General features: G+C 36.7%; 12 protein-coding genes. 8 read left to right on the top strand and 4 right to left on the bottom strand.

From position 1 onward, the window contains the following. Nucleotides 1-68 precede the first annotated feature (68 nt). Entirely contained in the window at nucleotides 69-1,025 is a 957-nt protein-coding gene (locus ACN1CN_RS11275) for a GSCFA domain-containing protein (protein WP_419135738.1), read from the bottom strand. Between the two features lie 97 nt (nucleotides 1,026-1,122). After that, on the bottom strand, nucleotides 1,123-1,878 hold the full coding sequence (locus tag ACN1CN_RS11270) for a hypothetical protein (RefSeq protein ID WP_419135737.1): 756 nt from the start codon (nucleotides 1,876-1,878) through the stop codon (nucleotides 1,123-1,125). Between the two features lie 380 nt (nucleotides 1,879-2,258). On the opposite strand from ACN1CN_RS11270, the gene ACN1CN_RS11265 reads away from it, so the two are divergent. After that, complete coding sequence (locus ACN1CN_RS11265; protein ID WP_419135736.1) at nucleotides 2,259-4,004, top strand: ABC transporter ATP-binding protein; 1,746 nt, start codon at nucleotides 2,259-2,261, stop codon at nucleotides 4,002-4,004. Between the two features lie 251 nt (nucleotides 4,005-4,255). Here the strand turns inward: ACN1CN_RS11265 and alaS are convergent, their stop codons facing one another. Beyond that, nucleotides 4,256-6,886: an alanine--tRNA ligase gene (alaS, locus tag ACN1CN_RS11260; RefSeq protein WP_419135735.1), complete on the bottom strand. Its 2,631-nt coding sequence runs from the start codon at nucleotides 6,884-6,886 to the stop codon at nucleotides 4,256-4,258. Nucleotides 6,887-7,151: 265 nt separating this feature from the next. Here alaS and ACN1CN_RS11255 point away from each other — a divergent pair, with 265 nt between their 5' ends. From ACN1CN_RS11255 to ACN1CN_RS11225, 7 genes are all read left to right on the top strand, one after another. Beyond that, a complete protein-coding gene (locus tag ACN1CN_RS11255; protein ID WP_419135734.1) occupies nucleotides 7,152-8,129 on the top strand; it encodes a M23 family metallopeptidase in 978 nt (325 codons plus the stop codon). A 47-nt stretch (nucleotides 8,130-8,176) separates the two neighbouring features. Then, complete coding sequence (locus ACN1CN_RS11250) at nucleotides 8,177-8,509, top strand: MerR family transcriptional regulator (RefSeq protein WP_291285379.1); 333 nt, start codon at nucleotides 8,177-8,179, stop codon at nucleotides 8,507-8,509. A 41-nt stretch (nucleotides 8,510-8,550) separates the two neighbouring features. Next, nucleotides 8,551-9,135 (top strand): LemA family protein, encoded by a 585-nt coding sequence (locus ACN1CN_RS11245; RefSeq protein ID WP_419135733.1) that lies wholly within the window; start codon nucleotides 8,551-8,553, stop codon nucleotides 9,133-9,135. 91 nt (nucleotides 9,136-9,226) lie between these two features. Continuing rightward, complete coding sequence (locus ACN1CN_RS11240; RefSeq protein WP_419135732.1) at nucleotides 9,227-9,664, top strand: TPM domain-containing protein; 438 nt, start codon at nucleotides 9,227-9,229, stop codon at nucleotides 9,662-9,664. 3 nt (nucleotides 9,665-9,667) lie between these two features. After that, nucleotides 9,668-10,495, top strand: coding sequence for a TPM domain-containing protein (locus tag ACN1CN_RS11235; protein WP_419135731.1), 828 nt, complete (start codon nucleotides 9,668-9,670; stop codon nucleotides 10,493-10,495). 130 nt (nucleotides 10,496-10,625) lie between these two features. After that, nucleotides 10,626-11,039, top strand: coding sequence for an RrF2 family transcriptional regulator (locus ACN1CN_RS11230; protein ID WP_173964655.1), 414 nt, complete (start codon nucleotides 10,626-10,628; stop codon nucleotides 11,037-11,039). A gap of 250 nt (nucleotides 11,040-11,289) precedes the next feature. Beyond that, entirely contained in the window at nucleotides 11,290-13,836 is a 2,547-nt protein-coding gene (locus ACN1CN_RS11225; RefSeq protein WP_419135729.1) for a TonB-dependent receptor, read from the top strand. Nucleotides 13,837-13,970: 134 nt separating this feature from the next. Here ACN1CN_RS11225 and ACN1CN_RS11220 read toward each other — a convergent pair whose 3' ends face one another. Continuing rightward, on the bottom strand, nucleotides 13,971-16,721 hold the full coding sequence (locus tag ACN1CN_RS11220; protein WP_419135728.1) for an outer membrane beta-barrel protein: 2,751 nt from the start codon (nucleotides 16,719-16,721) through the stop codon (nucleotides 13,971-13,973). Nucleotides 16,722-16,835: the final 114 nt, after the last annotated feature.

Raw genomic sequence — 16,835 nt, 5'->3', positions numbered from 1 at the left:
TTGTATTTCCCGCGATTTCGTTTTTCCGGTTTATTTATTTGGCCTGTTTAAAAACATAAAATCAGGATTTAAAACCTGATATGAGAAAATTTAGCGTTTAGACTTTCTGCTTTTTGATGCAGTTTGGCTAAGAATTTCTGATGTTGTTCAGACTCGGGATTGAAGCTTCGATGACGCAGACTCTTCTGAATTTCATCTACCTCTTTCATGGTCGAAGTACTGTTTTCGGCAATATAGTTTTCGCTGAATCGCTGCCAGATATAATCAATTGCTACAGCGTTGGGGTGCAGCATATCTTCGGCATAAAAGCGGTAATCCCGAAGTTCGTCCATCATAATTTCGTAAGACGGAAAATATCCTAATTTTTGATTGTAGATTGTAGCTTGCAGATTGTGGTGAAGTCCTGCAAATAAATGTGATTTACTCAGTTGATTTTCGGCAAAACCATCTTTGATATGTCGGACAGGAGAAACGGTAAAAACGAAATTTACATTCGGATTTAAAACCTGAATCAAATCTATTGTATGCTGAATGCTTTTTTGAATTACGTCAACTGATAGCAGCTCTTTTGCGAATTGTTTTTGAGGGACTTTATGGCAATTGGCCACAATCTGATCGCTTTCTAAATTCCGGTAAACCCACGAAGTTCCGTAGGTGATAATGATATGTGACGCTTCCTGTAAGTGTCTGGCCGTTTCTGAAACGGTTTTGTTTAAGGTTTCCAATAATTCCTGTCGGTCCGAATGGCTTAAATCCGAATGTACCTCAAAACAATGCCAGCGTTCGTTATGAAAAAAAACATCTTTTTCGGTGTATACTTCCTGCTTTACTACCCGGCTGATTATCTTCTCAATTGAAACCGGATTAAAGATAATCCCAAACGGATTTGTGGCGTTTTGAAACTTGAAGTAATCAAATTTCTCCGCCATATTCTCTGCAAAGCAAGACCCTATCGCCATTACTTTCGAAGTATAATCGATTGGATTATTGGTTTTAGAAATTGGAATTTGGGTTCTGAATTGCATGACATTTAATTTGAACACGAATTTCACCAATTTTCAGCAATAAAAAAACCAAATACAGAAGTATTTGGTTTTTCATATAAATTCTAAAAACTGCTTTTTAGTATGTGTACTGCGCTGTCTCGTTTAATGCACCGCCATTTCCAAATTGTTTTTTCTCAGTTGGGAAATTACTATCGTTGTAAAGATAAGAGAAAGTACTAACAAAAGTTGACGTTGATGAAGTACCTGTAATTTTAACAACATTATTAGCCGAAGCACTTTCTTCCATACCTAACAAAAGTTTAATCCCCGTAACATTAGCAGTAGGATTCTTTTTTGAATCATATTCGTAAGTATAAGTAGAGTTTGGTTTACCATAGAAAGAGCTCTCGTATTTCACTAAGTTACCGTCTTTGTAGGTATATTTTCCAATCTTTCCACCTTCTTCTTCAACTCCTGTTTTAGCATTAATATAAAACTCTGCAAAAGAAACGGTACCGTCTCCGTTATGTGTATATTTTGTTTTATAATATCGAGTCTCCCCTGTATTTTTTACAGTTTCAGAAGCTAATTTTCCTGCAGAATAGCTATACTCAGTAGTCGATTGAAGTGCTTTATCTGTTCCGAATTCTTCCGTTTTTGAGATTAAATCGTCAATATAATGGTATTTTATAGTGTAACCGTCATCATCAGTTTCAGTTACCAATTTATTCCCCTCATATTTCATTTCTGAAAAGTAATTGTCTTTAGCATCAGAATAAGAATATGCTACTTTTGATGGTTTTAATGAAGAAGATGCATCTGCAGCATCATCGCTTGAACATGAAGTTAGTACCAGGGCTAAAGCACTAAAAAGGCATAAAATTTTTTTCATTTGGGTTTGATTAAATTATTTTGCTGCAAACGTAATACAACCCAAAATGAAAACCTTACGGTATCCCACATTGAAAAATATGACATACCCCAAAAATTGCTGTCAATTCACTAATAACAAAGCATGTATCTAAAAATTAGTAGTGCTAAAAATTCATAAAAAAAGTAAAACACCTCATAAATGCTTAGCTTTTTTCTTAGTTTTTATTCTATTGCTCTAGTGTTTAAAAAAGATGTTTTATGAAAAATTAAAACATTTAGGAGTAAAAAAATACCGGTAATTTCAGCTGTAAAAAAATTTACATTTTTAATAACAAAAAGCAACTTAACAGCGTTAAACTATTCATTACTTTTGCATCTTCCACAAATTCAATTTTACTTATGAAATTATTGTATTCTTATATAATCAAACACAAAATGCTCTTGTTTTTTGCTTTGGTTATGGCTTCTATTAACATCTGTTTTAGCTTGTCAGACTCTATTATTACGGGTAAACTTATGCAGGATTGCGGTGTTGGTTTACATAAATACGCCGGAAACGAAATTGGTTTTATCAAATCGCTGTCGTTCTGGCTCGGACTATCTCTTGGTGCTGCAATGGTTTCCAGAATTACCAAAAACTTTCAGGACTATTTTACGAATGTAGTAATTCAGCGCACCGGAGCGCAAATGTATACGGATGGAATTAAAAAATCACTCGATCTGCCGTTTGCTGAATTTGAAGATCAGCGAAGTGGTGAAACTTTGAGCAAATTGACCAAAGTACGCTCTGATTCTGAGAAGTTAATTACACTATCAATCTCTTTAATTTTTCAAACTGTCATTGGTTTTGTATTCGTGATTGTTTATGTCGCCCGAATCGATTATCGTATTTCGCTTATCTTTTTGGTTACGGCTCCAATTATTGCCTTGGTAAGTTCGTACTTAGGTAAAAAGATAAAAGTTGTTTCTAAAAAAATCGTAAATCAAACCAATGCTCTGGCTGGTTCTACAACCGAAAGTTTAAGAAACATTGAATTGGTAAAAAGTCTTGGTTTAACGTATCAGGAAGAAAAACGTCTTAACCTGAACACCTTTAAAATTCTGCAACTCGAACTTCAGAAAATCCGTTTTATCAGAAGTTTGAGTTTTATACAGGGTACAACAGTTCATTTTTTAAGAACCTGCGTGGTCTTTACGTTGTATTATTTCTTGTTTGGGAATAAAATTATTGTAGGTGATTTATTGACCATGGTGTTTTTCACCTTCTTTATTTTTGGGCCTTTACAAGAACTAGGGAATTTTATTATCGCGCTTAATGAAACAAAGGTTTCAATGGAAAATTTCAAAACCTTACTGAGTGCTCCTAAAGAATTTCGCCCAAAGAATCCTAAACACGTTGGAGCAATCCAGTCCCTGCTTTTCTCTAATGTGAGTTTCCAGCACAAAACAGCTAAATTTAAAGCTGTAGAAAATATTAATTTCGATATCAAACAAGGTCAAACCGTCGCTTTTGTGGGGCCTTCAGGATCAGGGAAAACCACTTTGGTAAAATTACTGGTTGGATTGTACACACCCGCTGAAGGTCAGGTGTTTTACAACGACATCGATTCGGCAGAAATTGATTTGCTGGATCTAAGAAAGCAATTAGGATTCGTTACTCAGGACGCACAACTGTTCTCAGGAACCATTCGGGAGAATTTATTATTCGTAAGACCTAATGCAACCGATGAAGACTTATACGACGCTTTAAAAAGAGCGAGCTGTGAAAAACTGCTGCAACGTGCAGAAGACGGCCTAAATACCACAATCGGTGAAGGAGGAATCAAAGTTTCCGGTGGAGAAAAACAACGTTTATCGATTGCCCGCGCTATATTAAGAAATCCGAATTTATTGATTTTTGATGAAGCTACCTCTGCTTTAGACTCTATTACCGAAGAAGAAATCAATACCACAATTCGTAATATATCAGACAAAAACAGAATCACGGTTTTAATTGCGCATCGTTTATCAACCGTAATGCATGCGGATAAGATTTTTGTTCTGGAACAAGGAAAAATCATCGAACAGGGAAAACACGAAGATTTAATTTTCGAAAAAGGATTGTATTATGCGATGTGGCGCCAGCAGATAGGTGAACGTAAATAATGTTTTTAAGGTGCTGAGGCGCTAAGGTACTAAGGTTCTAAGATAAAAATAAATTAAGACAAAGGGCTTTAGCCAAACGTAACAGTTTAGCTAAAGCCCTTTTCTTTTTAACTTCAAGAAACATCCAGCTGAAGCTGAACGCTGTTGAATTTACATTAAATACAAAACCCGACAGGTTTTAAAAACCTGTCGGGTTTGTTATAAAATTTTAAAAGCTTAGAACCTTAGATCCTTAGCGACTTAGAAAAAAATTACTTCACAAAATCCACTGCTTTAGCTAGAGCCTCAGCGATTCCGTCAGCATTTTTACCTCCTGCGGTAGCGAAGAAAGGCTGTCCTCCTCCTCCTCCCTGGATGTATTTTCCTAATTCACGAACTACTTGTCCTGCGTTTAGTTTTCTTTCGGCAACTAATTCTTTAGAGATGTAACATGTTAACATCGGTTTTCCATCTTCGGCAGTAGCCAAAAGTAAAAACAGATTGTTTCCTAAATTCCCTAAATCATAAGCCAGATCTTTTGCTCCTTCGGCATTCAGATCCACTTGTTTGGCAAGGAATTGGATTCCGTTTACTTCTTGTAATTCTTTTGCCAAATCACCTTTCATGTTTTTGGCTTTATCTTTCAATAGTACTTCCAGTTGTTTTTTCAACTGAATGTTTTCTTCCTGTAAAGACTGGATCGCTTTCACAGGATCCTGAGCGTTCTTCAAGGTCTCTTTAATTTCGTCATAAGAAAGCAATTGCGACTCAAAATAATCTTTTGCAGCTTCACTGGTGATTGCCTCAATTCTTCTGATTCCTGCTGCTACAGCTCCTTCTGAAACAATTTTAAAATGCCAGATATCTGAAGTATTTGCTACGTGAGTTCCACCGCACAATTCGACAGAATCGCCAAACTTAATCATACGAACCAGATCTCCATATTTCTCACCAAACAAAGCAATTGCTCCTTCTTCAAGAGCCTGATCTTTGGAAATGGCTCTTTTTTCAATTAAAGGCAAACTCTCACGAATTCTTGCATTCACAAAATTCTCTACTTCTTTCAATTCCTCATCGGATACTTTTGAGAAGTGAGAAAAGTCAAAACGCAAGGAAGCATTTCGAACCATAGATCCTTTTTGCTCGATATGAGTACCTAATATTTTACGCAATCCCTGGTGCAATAAATGCGTAGCCGAGTGATTTGACGATGTTTTTGCTCTTTGATTCGCATCAACAACAGCATTAAAAGTTCCTGTTAGATTTTCAGGTAACGATTTTGCCAAATGTATCGTTTGATTGTTTTCTTTTTTAGTATCGATGATGTAAACGATATCACCATTTTGAGACTCCAGATACCCCTTATCTCCGGTCTGTCCTCCGCTTTCTCCATAAAACGGAGTTGCATTGAAAACCAACTGGTAAATTTCACCATCTTTTACACTATCTACCCTGCGGTATTTCGTGATTTTTACCTGATGTGATAATCTGTCGTACCCTACAAATTCCTGAATATCATCTTCTACAAGTACATTCCAGTCACCAGCAGTAACTTTTGAAGCTGCACGCGAACGTTCTTTTTGCAATTGTAGTTGCTCCTGAAATCCTTTTTCATCCAGTTTCAATCCTTTTTCAGAAAGAATCAAAGCCGTTAAATCGATAGGAAAACCATAAGTATCATACAATTCAAAAGCTTTTTTACCATCAATTGTATCTCCTGTATTGTTTAAAATCACAGCATCTAAAAGCACCAATCCCTGATCAAGCGTACGTAAGAAAGAGTTTTCTTCTTCACGAATCACATTCGAGCAAAGTGCTTTTTGAGTTCTGATTTCCGGGAAAGAATCTCCCATTTGTTCACTCAAAGTTTCTACTAATTTATAGATAAAAGCTTCTTTTATATTTAAGAAAGTAAATCCGTAACGAATTGCACGACGCAAAATTCGACGAATTACATAACCAGCCCCCGTGTTAGATGGTAACTGTCCATCAGCAATAGCAAAAGCTACCGCACGAACGTGGTCAGCAATAACACGAATCGCAATATTTACTTTTTCTTCCGCTTCATTTGATGCTTTAACCGTATAATTTGCTCCGGTAATCGTTTCAATTTCTCTAATCAAAGGCATGAAAACATCGGTATCATAATTCGATGTTTTTCCTTGTAATGCCATACACAAACGCTCAAATCCCATTCCGGTATCTACGTGTTGTGCCGGAAGTTTTTCTAACGAACCATCAGCCTTACGGTTGAATTCCATGAATACATTATTCCAGATTTCAACTACCTGTGGATGATCGTTGTTTACTAAACTTTTACCCGAAACGGCTGCTTTCTCTTCCGGAGTACGCAAATCAACATGAATTTCAGAACAAGGTCCGCAAGGTCCCTGATCTCCCATTTCCCAGAAATTGTCTTTTTTATTTCCTAGAATAATTCGGTCTTCATCAATTAATTCTTTCCAGATATCCCAGGCTTCCTGGTCAAACGGAACGTTATCTTCTTTACTTCCTTCGAAAACCGAAACATAAAGGTTTTCTTTTGGAATTTTATATACTTCTGTCAGTAATTCCCAAGCCCAGTTGATTGCTTCTTTTTTGAAGTAATCACCAAAAGACCAGTTTCCTAACATCTCAAACATGGTATGGTGATAAGTATCAATACCTACTTCTTCAAGATCATTATGTTTTCCGGAAACACGAAGACATTTTTGCGTATCGGCAATTCTTGGACTTTTTGGCGTTCCATTTCCTAAGAAATATTCTTTAAACTGGGCCATTCCCGAGTTGTTGAACATTAAGGTTGGGTCGTCTTTAAGTACAATAGGAGCTGATGGCACGATAGTGTGTCCTTTACTCTCAAAAAAATCTAAAAATTGTTTACGTACGTCTTGTGATTTCATATTAAAATTAGAAAATGTGTCAATTGAAAATGTAATAATTAATTAGGGAATATGTGAATCTGAAAATGTGATACTTACCTCTTTTTAGCACAAAAATTAAAGTTAAAAACAATAAATTTCGCTTTTAAGACATTATCTAATTATCAAATTGACACATTATCTAATTTGTTTTAATCTTGAAAAAAGCTGCGAACATCATGAAACATTTATTAAATTTGTTCGACTAACTTATTTTACAAGCTGCAAAAATAGGGTATTTTAAAATATGGCGAAAGTAAAATATTATTACGACTCAGAAAATCTGGCTTATACGAAAATAAAGACCCGAAAAAGGGCTAAAATTGGCTATGCTTTACTATTTTTATTGGCTTCGGCACTGTTTGGCTTTTTAGTTTTTATCCTTTTAATCAATACGCCTTATTTCGAAACACCAAAAGATCGCTTACAGGCACGTGAAATTGAAAACCTGAAATTACAATATGCCGTTTTAAACAGAAAAATGGACGAGATCGATGCCGTTGCAGAAGCATTAGAAAACAGAGACAATAACATATACCGAGTCTATTTTAATAAAGCCGAAATTCCGGATTCTCTTCGAAAAGCAGGTTTTAGAGATTATAGAAAATACAAAGATTTAGAAGGTTACAACAATTCTCAGCTGGTTTTAAACACCACAAAACGAATCGACCGCCTCTCTAAAGAATTGGCCATTCAGTCCAAATCGTTGGATGAAATTCTAAAGCTGGCAAGTACAAAAGGCAATTTATTACTGGCGATTCCGGCAATTCAGCCTGTACGAAACGAGAATTTAATACGTATGGCTTCGGGTTTTGGATACCGAACCGATCCGTTTACCAAAGTAAGAAAAATGCATAACGGAATGGATTTCACCGCCAAAACAGGTTCTCCGGTTTATGCTACAGGAGATGGTGTTATCGATCGGGCTGATAATTCGGCGTCAGGATTTGGAAACCATGTGGTCATCAGGCATGGTTTTGGCTACGAAAGTTTGTATGCACATTTAAGCAAATACAATTGCAGACCCGGACAGCGTGTAAAACGAGGCGACGTTATTGGTTATGTGGGAAGTACGGGAAGATCTGAAGGACCACACTGTCATTATGAAGTGCACAAAGACGGAAAAGTTGTAAATCCGCTGAACTTCTACTACGGTAATATTTCGGCAGTCGAATATGTGGCCATTTCACAAATGGCGAACCAGGAAAATCAGTCATTAGATTAATACTGTAAAAAGTAGTATTTTTGGAATAAAATAGAAAATTAAGAAACATGCATATTGAGCTTTCAAAAGATAAACGATATTATAGTATTGGCGAAGTAGCCAAAGCTTTTAATGTCAATGCATCATTGATTCGGTTTTGGGATAGCGAATTTGATATTTTGAAACCTAAAAAAAATGCCAAAGGCAACAGAATGTTTACACCCGAAGACATTACCAACTTACAATTGATTTATCATTTGGTTAAAGAAAGAGGTTTTACGCTTGAAGGTGCCAAAACACATTTGAAAGAAGGACAAAAGAAAACATTAGATAAATTCGAAATAATACGTAAATTAGAGACCATTAAAATACAATTAACCGAAATTAAGAACGAATTATAACATATTAAATAAATCAGAAACAAACTTAAATCAAAACAGATATGAAAAAATGGTTAATCCCCGTAGGAATTATTGTAGCACTAGTTATAATTATTGCAGTTTGGTCAATTGGAATTAAAAATAGCGCTTTACAACACAGTCAGGCTGTTAATAAAGAGTGGGGAAATGTGAGTACCACTTACCAAAGACGTAATGACCTTATCGGAAACTTAGTGAACACTGTAAAAGGGGCTGCCGATTTTGAAAAATCAACTTTAACGGCTGTTATTGAAGCAAGAGCAAAAGCAACTTCTGTAACAATTGACCCAAGTAATGTAACTCCTGAGCAATTAGCACAGTTCAATCAGGCACAAAGCGGAGTATCCTCTTCTTTGTCAAAATTGTTAGTTTCTGTTGAGCAGTATCCAACGTTAAAAGCAAACGAAAACTTCCTGAAATTACAGGATGAACTGGCTAGTACTGAAAATCAAATTTTAACGGCAAGAACCCGTTTTAACGAATCGGTACAAACCTACAACGGATATGTTCTTTCTATTCCTAACAAATGGTTTTTAAGTGAATACAAAGAAAAACCATACTTTGAAGCGGTTGCCGGAGCAGAAAAACCAGTTGAAGTAAAATTCTAAAAATTAGATTTAATATTTTTGATTAACGATTTTAGACTACAGTTTAATGCTGAAAACTAAAATCGTTAATCTTCACTCAAAAATAATTTCGATGTCAAAAGTAGAAGATTTTTTATCCAAAGAAGAAGAGCTGGAAATTGTTGAAGCGATTCGCGTGTCCGAAAAAAACACTTCTGGCGAAATTAGAGTACATATAGAACAAAGCTCTTCCAAGGCTCCTTTTGACAGGGCTCTGGAAGTTTTTCATGAATTAAAAATGCACGAAACCTCACTTAAAAACGGGGTGCTGTTTTACTTTGCCGTAGCCGATAAAACTTTTGCAATTTGTGGAGACAAAGGCATAAACGATGTGGTTACCACAGATTTTTGGGATTGTACCAAAGACGCCATGATTGTACAATTTAAATCAGGAAAATTTAAACAAGGTATTGTTGACGGTATTTTGAATGCCGGCGAACAATTAAAAAAATACTTTCCGTGGTCTGAAGGTGACACCAACGAATTATCAAACGAAATATCAAAAGGATAAATAATGAAGAATTCCAAATACAAAATCTCAAATTCCAACAGAATTTTTCAGCTTACTCTTTTGTTTATCGCGCTTATTACCTGTAACAGTATTTTTGCACAATTTACAATTCCGGAAAAACCAACTTTACAAACTTCAGTTTACGATTATGCCAACATTTTAAGCGCAACTGAAAAAGCACAGCTGGAACAAAAACTAATACGTTATTCAGATTCGACTACCACTCAAATTGTAGTGATCACCATCGAGAGTTTAAAAGGCGAAGATGTAAGTCAGTTGGCCACTAAATGGGGACAAACCTGGGGAATTGGAGGAACTGCAAAAGACGATAATGGTGTAATTATCCTGCTGGCAAAGAACGAGAAAAAAATTGCCATAAATCCCGGTTATGGTCTTGAAGACAGACTGACTGCGGGAATTGGCGGAACGATAATCCGAAATATCATTATTCCGGAGTTCAAAGCCGGAAGTTTTTACAACGGACTAGACAAAGGAACGGATGCGATCATTGATGTTTTTAAAGGAAAATTTAAAGGCGAGCGCAAGCAAACCAAAGGAAAAAGTTTTCCGATACTGCCTTTCATTGTAATTGTTGTAATTGTATTAATTTTGCTGTCCCGAAATAAAAGAGGCGGCGGAGATAATTCAGGCAACAATAGCGGTGGCGGAGGCCCTAGCCTGCTTGATGTGATCATTCTAAGTAACCTTGGAAGAAGCAGCGGAGGCGGATTTGGAGGCTTCGGCGGTGGATCATCCGGTGGCGGAGGTGGTTTTGGCGGCGGTTTTGGCGGTGGAGGCTTCTCTGGAGGAGGTTCAAGCGGAGGCTGGTAGAGTTGCTCTTTTTGCAGTCGCAGTGACAGTCTCAGTCTCAGTTCACAGCTTACATTTCACAGCTTACATTTTACAGCTTACATTTCACATTTTACAGCTTACATTTTACAAATTTATAATTCAAAAATAGATGTTATCACATAAAGCAAAATACGCCCTTAAGGCCTTACTTTATTTAGCAGAACAGGAAGAAAATCACATTTCAAGAACCATTGAGATTGCTGATGGAGCCAATATTCCTAAAAAGTTCCTCGAGCAGATTTTATTGGATCTGAAACGAGGTCGTTTTGTGAGCAGTAAGCAGGGAAAATTTGGCGGATATTATCTGATACGCTCTAAAAATGATATTACTCTGGCAGAAATTCACCGTTTATTTGACGGTGCAATTGCGCTATTGCCTTGTGCCTCATTAAACTTTTACGAACCTTGTTCGGATTGTAAAACCGAGGAAGAATGCAGTCTAAGACACGGTTTAATGATCATCCGCGATGAGACTCTTAAAGCCATGCAAGGCATCACAATCGCCTCATTGGTAAAGAAATAAAAAAATATTTTTTAATTCCTAGTAAATCGATAGAATTTATATATATATTTGCAAAAAATAATTCACAAACCATTTACAAAATTTTAACTATGAAAGTACATTCGCAACCAATCAATGTATCAAAAAATCTTTTGCAAAGAAATTATAATATTCAGTTCACTACCGTGAAAAACAATTCTTCTACAATGTGTATGTGTTGGTAAAAAAATTTTATTTTAAATTCTACTAATCACATATACTTAATATAAAAATGAAAAATTCGATAAAAAATATACTTACTATTCTCTCCATTTTTACTTTCTCCATATCATTTGCCCAAAACATTGAAGGTGTAGTTAAAACAAGTGAAAACATCCCATTAGAAGCGGCTAATATTGTTATAAAAGGAACAACTTCCAATACGACTTCGGATCAAAACGGAAAATTCAGTATCGACAGCAAAGGAAAACTTCCTGTAACCCTGTTAATTCAATATGTAGGATACAAAACTACCGAGATTGAACTTGTCGATTTACCAACAGCTCCTTTGCAGGTAACGATTAAAGAGGAAAACGAACTTATTGAAGTGGTGGTTTCTTCAAGACGAAGAATCGAAAAAGTACAGGATGTGCCTATCGCAATATCCGTAATTACAGGAAAACAAGCAGAACAAACCGGAGCTTTTAACGTAAACCGTATTAAAGAACTAGTTCCTTCTGTACAATTATACTCCTCAAATCCAAGAAATACCGGAATCAACATTCGTAGTCTTGGTTCTCCTTTCGGACTTACTAATGACGGAATCGATCCCGGAGTTGGTTTTTATGTAGATGGTGTTTATTATGCCCGTCCTGCCGCAACTACTCTTGACTTTATTGATGTAGATCAAATCGAGGTCTTACGCGGGCCACAAGGATCTTTATTTGGTAAAAATACTACCTCAGGAGCTTTTAACATTACAACACGCAAACCAAGTTTTACCAGTGGTGCCGATTTTGAGGTGAGCTACGGAAATTATGCTTTTCTTCAGGCTAAAGCATCGGTTACAGGAGCTTTAAGTAAAAAAATAGCAGGTCGTATCTCTTTTTCAGGTACGCAGCGTGACGGTTTAATCGACAATGTGGCAACCGGAAGACCGACCAACAGCTTAAACAATCAGGGGATTAGAGGTCAATTACTTTTTACTCCATCAGATAATACCAATATTATTTTGGCTGCCGATATCACAACTCAGCGTCCGGATGGATACGCACAGGTTGTTGCAGGTGTTGCGCCTACGCAAAGAGCTGCTTACAGACAGTTTGATGCGATCATTAAAGATTTAAACTATCAGCTTCCAAGTCAAAATGCTTTTGACCGAAAAATTGATCATGATACTCCATGGCGTTCAGGACAGGACATGGGTGGTGTTTCGCTTAATATAGATACTAAAATTGGATCAGGAACACTTACCTCAACTACTGCATGGCGTTTTTGGAACTGGGATCCTTCAAATGACAGAGACTTTACAGGATTACAGGTTTTGGCTAAATCTCAAAACCCAACTAGACAAACACAATTTACTCAGGAGGTACGTTATGCAGGTCAGCTGACCTCAAAAATTAGCGGTGTAGTGGGCGCTTTCTTTATTGATCAGACTTCGCAGACAAACGGAACAGAGGAATCGGGTAATGCACAATGGAGATTCTCTCAAAGCAGTACCAGCGCATTATGGAAAACTCCGGGTCTTTTTGAAGGATACGGAATTAAAACAGACGCCAGAATCAGAGCTTCGAGTGCTGCCGTTTTTGGTCAGATTGATTGGGCTATTACAGAAAGATTACACGTATTACCAGGTTTAAGATATAACTTTGACAAAAAAGATGCTAATTACAGCCGTACAACCTACGGTGGTCTTCAAACTACCGATCCGGCTTTACTGGCGCTTAAAAAATCAGTTTACTCTGATCAGTCTTTTGCTTCTAACACTGACAATACCGATTTTTCAGGAAACATAACGGTATCTTACAAAGCATCAGACAAAATCAATGCTTATGCGACCTATGCTAAAAGTTACAAACCGGTGGGTGTGAATGTTGCCGGACTTCCAACAGATTCAAAAGGATTGCCATTATTGGATCTTGCCGTAATCAAACCTGAAAAAGTAAATCATTATGAGGTAGGAGTAAAAACTTCTCCATTTAAAAACTCAGTATTCAACGTGACTTTCTTTAATACGGAAATCAAAGATTTTCAAACCAATGTTCAGGCTGCCGAACTTGGAGTAAACCGTGGTTACCTTGCCAATGCTGATAAAGTACGTGTAAGAGGTGCTGAAATTGATGCAAGTTTTGTTTTTAGCCAGCACCTGACTGTAAATGCAGCTGCTACTTATACCGATGCAAAATATGTTAAGTTTACGAATGCACCACTTCCGTTAGAAGAAACAGGAGCTCCTGTAGCCTTTAAAGATGTATCAGGATCAGAATTACCCGGAGCATCAAAATGGGCAGGATCTTTAGGGGGTGAGCTTTCTGACAATGCAAAATTCTTCGGAAACAAAGGAAAAATATTCGTAGCGGTTGATTCTTATGCACGTTCTAAGTTTTCATCAAGCCCTTCCGCTTCAAAATACCTAGTCGTTCAGGGATATGCTATTTTCAACGCACGTTTAGGATTCCGTGCATCAGAAGGATTATCCGTTCAATTCTGGGGAAGAAACCTTTTAAACAAAGATTACTACGAGCAATTGTTACCTGCAGGTGGAAATTCCGGACAATATGCAGGAGTAATTGGAGATCAAAGAACTTACGGAGTAACTTTGAAATATTCTTTGTAAACAGTTAGTTAATTTTCAATACATCAAACGAGACCGGTTTTTAAATCTGTCTCGTTTTTTTATTTCAGGTTCTCGAATCCATTTTAAGTATAAAAGCTTAGCCCCTCAGCAACTCAGTAACTCTGAACCTTCCTTTACTCCATCTGCCTTCTCTTCTTCCCTTTTTCAGCAGCAGCAAAATTCCCTATTTTGTAGCTCAATGAAAACATCACATAACGTTTCAGAACTGTATTTTCTTCATCCCGAATGGAAGTCGCCGAAATGGTTCTGGTAGCACTTTGATTTTGATTTAAGACATCGTAAACTTTTATTTTAGCATATACCTTTTTATCAAAAAAGCCATAGGAAAGGCTGGTATTCCAGAGATAAAAATCCTTTTTGAAATTGCCCGAAATATCCGAATTATAAGTGTACCCAAAATCGTTTCCGAAAATTAAGTTTGCAGGCCAGTAACTTGTTGTTTGCAAATTGATCCGGTGCACTACATTTGAACTGGCATCTCGTGAAGAGTTCTCGTATTTGGTTTCATTATAGGACAAACTATAGGCAGGAGAAATAATAAGCAGCTCACCATATTCATACGTAAAATTGACTTTTGGAGTAATCGCTGTCGATTTTGCATTGTACAATACCGCATTTGTAAACCCTTTATCGAAAGAATAGCTGCCATTTAATCCGAAACCATATCTAAAAAGATGTGCCCCTCTTTTAACGGACTGATTCCAGTTTCCGCCAATCGAAGTCGTGTAAGTTCCTGAGATATTCGCGTAAGTTGTGGTTCTTTTTCCGCTATCATCATAAATTGAAGTTGAAACCACATCGTTGTTGTAGTAGTCCCCTTTTATGAACAAACTGTAACCGGAACGGGTTCGGAAATCATAGTCTCTGAAACTAAAATTAGCACTGTTTTTTTCGATAAGATTTAAATCAGGATTCCCGGTAATGGTATTCAACGGATTGGTTAAATTTAAAACCGGCAGCAGCTGAACCGCTGTAGGAAGCGCATTCGAATAATCGTACCTGAATGACATATTTTTGGAACGGCTAAATTTATATCGAATCTGAAAATCGCCATAAGGTAAAATATATCGTTTGTTCAAATCAGTAGTATTGTTCAGATATAGCGAGTGATTGTCAAATTCTACCATTGCTGTACGCGAATTTAGATTGACCGTAAACTTTCTCTTTTGCCAGGTTAATCCAACTTTTGGGCTGAACGAATTTTGCTTTGAGGAAGTATAATTTGTTAGAGACGCATTGAGATCTGAATACGATTGTGTCGCATCATCAAAATCGAATGTTTTGGCATCTTTAATTTCCTTCGTCCAATCAAAATTAGAGCCGAATCTTATTCGCAAAGAATCCGTCACAGGCTCTGTATATTCAAGTTCAAGCGAATACGTATCACTCTTATTATTGTTTAAACTCTTCTGATTTCTATCGTCATTAGGTTTACTGTCCTGATAAAAAATAGTTTGAGACAGATTTTGCACCTCATTATCGGTACTGGTATTGTTGCTGTCAAAAGAAAGATTAAAATTGCGGTGTTCTTTCTTGAACCCTTTATTAAAATTTATGGTGTTCCCTAAACTGGTATTTGTACTTTCTGAATACGATTTAACATTACTTTCATTCAGAGAATTTCCATTCTCGTCTTCAGAAAAGCTCGAAGAAGACGAATTACTGTTCGAACGCGATTGATTCACTTTTGGTATGATAACCAATCGGCTTGTCGGGTCGATCACATATTCTAATTCAAAATTCACATTGTTTCCGGTGGTTTCATTTCTTGCCTTAGAATCAGAGGATGTGGCAATATTTCCGGTAGGCAAAAAACTAACCTGATCGGATTTGCTATCGTTATTGTTAATCGAATTCGAAAAATTATAACTCCCCATAGCCATCAAACTTTTCGACCAATCGTCAGAGTAATTAAGCCCAACGAGGTTTGATTGTGTAATTCCTTTACTGCCTCCCGAATTTCCACTATTGCTCCTGCTATTTCGTCCTCCGCCCATATTATCAAATACTTCATCCATCGCAAAACCGCTAGAATTAATATTGTTTGAGGAGGCCAGTACGCTTATTTTTTGCTTGTTGTTAAAAAAGTTCAGGAGCAGACTGCTTTCATATCGTTCATCAGAACCATAACCGCCCAGTATTTTTCCAAAGTAGCCTTTATTTTTCTTTTCGTCGATCGTGATATTGATACTCGAAAAATCCGAAGTCGACTCTTGTTTGGCAAGCTCTTCCTTCTTCGTTTTAAAATCAGACACCTGAATTTTTTTGATTATTTCAGCAGGAAGGTTCTTCAATGCTATGGCACCGTCTTTATTAAAAAACGTCTTCCCGTTTACCAGGACCTGATTGACTTCTCTCCCGTTCACCGTAACTTTACCATCAGCTGCCACATCAAAACCCGGCAATTGTTTCAATAAAGTTTCTACATTCGAGTCCGGGCGCACTTTGTATGATGATGCATTAAATTCTAAAGTATCTTTTTTAATGGTAATTGGCGGAACTTCGCTTTTAATCACGACATCCTTTAAAACATTTACATTTTCAAGCAAATACAATTTCCCAAAATCTTTACTTTCGGGAATGCTCTTTTCTTCCTCAAAATAAGGCTGGTATCCCATATAGTTAACCTTCAGAAAAACAGGTTTGTCGTACTTTTTGGTTTTAATGCTAAAAGCACCGTTTTTATCTGTTGTGGCATATTCGATTACCGTAGAATCTTTAACGGTTGTAAAATAAACCGTTGCCAGCTCGAGTGGCAATTGGGTGTTGATATCTACGACGGTTCCTTTAAGAACAATGTCATTCTGTGCACTGGCCGAATAACAAAAAAGGAAAACAATCAGATAATACAAAAATTTGGTCATGAAAAGGATTTGTTAGAAATAGTAAGACTGCAAAAGAGTCAAAAGGTTTATTGTGAACGAAACATTCGGTCAAATAGTATATTATTTGGTTTTAGACTAATGCTTTAAGAAACA

Source organism: Flavobacterium sp. T12S277 (genome assembly GCF_048514875.1).
In the GTDB taxonomy this organism is placed as follows: Bacteria; Bacteroidota; Bacteroidia; order Flavobacteriales; family Flavobacteriaceae; genus Flavobacterium.
This window is presented reverse-complemented; position numbering and strand designations above follow the sequence as displayed.

Excerpts from the sequence above, each read along its gene's own strand:
- ACN1CN_RS11230 (WP_173964655.1), top strand. The coding sequence starts at position 10,626 with ATGTTATCACATAAAGCAAAATACGCCCTTAAGGCCTTACTTTATTTA.
- ACN1CN_RS11225 (WP_419135729.1), top strand. The coding sequence starts at position 11,290 with ATGAAAAATTCGATAAAAAATATACTTACTATTCTCTCCATTTTTACT.
- ACN1CN_RS11235 (WP_419135731.1), top strand. The coding sequence starts at position 9,668 with ATGAAGAATTCCAAATACAAAATCTCAAATTCCAACAGAATTTTTCAG.
- ACN1CN_RS11220 (WP_419135728.1), bottom strand. The coding sequence starts at position 16,721 with ATGACCAAATTTTTGTATTATCTGATTGTTTTCCTTTTTTGTTATTCG.
- ACN1CN_RS11270 (WP_419135737.1), bottom strand. The coding sequence starts at position 1,878 with ATGAAAAAAATTTTATGCCTTTTTAGTGCTTTAGCCCTGGTACTAACT.
- ACN1CN_RS11245 (WP_419135733.1), top strand. The coding sequence starts at position 8,551 with ATGAAAAAATGGTTAATCCCCGTAGGAATTATTGTAGCACTAGTTATA.
- ACN1CN_RS11275 (WP_419135738.1), bottom strand. The coding sequence starts at position 1,025 with ATGCAATTCAGAACCCAAATTCCAATTTCTAAAACCAATAATCCAATC.
- ACN1CN_RS11250 (WP_291285379.1), top strand. The coding sequence starts at position 8,177 with ATGCATATTGAGCTTTCAAAAGATAAACGATATTATAGTATTGGCGAA.
- ACN1CN_RS11255 (WP_419135734.1), top strand. The coding sequence starts at position 7,152 with ATGGCGAAAGTAAAATATTATTACGACTCAGAAAATCTGGCTTATACG.
- ACN1CN_RS11265 (WP_419135736.1), top strand. The coding sequence starts at position 2,259 with ATGAAATTATTGTATTCTTATATAATCAAACACAAAATGCTCTTGTTT.
- alaS (WP_419135735.1), bottom strand. The coding sequence starts at position 6,886 with ATGAAATCACAAGACGTACGTAAACAATTTTTAGATTTTTTTGAGAGT.
- ACN1CN_RS11240 (WP_419135732.1), top strand. The coding sequence starts at position 9,227 with ATGTCAAAAGTAGAAGATTTTTTATCCAAAGAAGAAGAGCTGGAAATT.